Source organism: Caldanaerobius fijiensis DSM 17918 (assembly GCF_900129075.1).
Taxonomy (GTDB): Bacteria; Bacillota; Thermoanaerobacteria; order Thermoanaerobacterales; family Caldanaerobiaceae; genus Caldanaerobius; species Caldanaerobius fijiensis.
In genome coordinates this window covers 1-1163 of the sequence record NZ_FQVH01000086.1, presented here as the reverse complement: position 1 = coordinate 1163, position 1163 = coordinate 1, and the positions used below count along the sequence as shown (strand labels likewise).

Genomic DNA, 1163 nt, shown 5'->3' with positions numbered 1-1163 from the left:
CGCATTCGACAAAGCCGGAATACCGTACGATGCGCAGCACGGCGTCTACATGATCGGCTTTGCAAGAGGTACGGATGCGGTTGTAAACGGCACCGTTAACTGGGACCCTGCAAAAGGGCTGAACTATGTAACCGGCACCGATTGGGCTAAAACCCTTTCTATCACTATGGCAGCAAATATGTTAACCACGAATCAAAACGGCAATACAAAAATAGTGGGGACAATAAACTATGACAACCCCAACTACAAAAAACAGCTGGATGCCTTTAACACACTTTACGATATGTTTGCCAAATCACTTTCACCGCAGACATGGGAATATATGGGCCAGGATATATACATGCGGGATTTGCTGAACTGGGTTGAACAAAATAAAAACGATCCGAAAGTTCAACAATATTATACAGATTTTCAGAACGCAATAGTGAGGCTTACGAACAACGGCCAGGCGTCGTTTATACTGCCGCCGGATAATCCTTCGCAACAGCCGACACCGCAGCCTCAAAATGACAGCAATCCAACACCACCGCAGGACAATAATCCTCCGAACAATCCGCCTTCATCAAACGGCAATCCGCAGCCACCCGTACAGCCGACACCGCCGCCTATGGTGCAGCAACCTACAGCAGACGATGTCCATGCAACTATAACCATAACGAAGACGCCGACATACGTTTACACGAAATGGCATAAGGACGTGAACAACGTGCCTGCACATATGACCATCACGATAAGCTGGCAGAACGTCAGGGTGGGAAGCATAGTGGATATGCCCGACGGACCGACGGAAGTCACAACTCCCGCAACGGTAACGGATGTGGTTGCGCTGCACGATATACACAGGTACACAAACAACGTGCCGGATGAGTACAACTGGCAGACAATATATCCGGTCGATACACAGCTGGATTTGGCACACAACAAAGCAACGTTCACCTTTGAGTACCCGAAACCAGGCCAACCCGATTCGACGATATACTTCAAAGTGTATCTGAACGGCACGAACAAGTATTTCTGTGTGTACGTGAAGGTGCCCGTGAACGGATACGGTGTGAGCTTCTATCAGGACAGCACGAAGACAGATCCGGGCTTTGACAAGTCCATGAAAGACAGCGAGACGATTTCATTCTGAGGAGCAGGGTAAAACCTGCTCTTTTTTTTTT

The 1163-nt window shown here is 48.4% G+C and carries 1 pseudogene; it reads left to right on the top strand.

Features of this window, described 5'->3' with window-relative positions:
• Positions 1-1132, top strand: a pseudogene (locus BUB87_RS13945) (hypothetical protein); the annotation flags it as partial.
• Positions 1133-1163 lie beyond the last annotated feature (31 nt).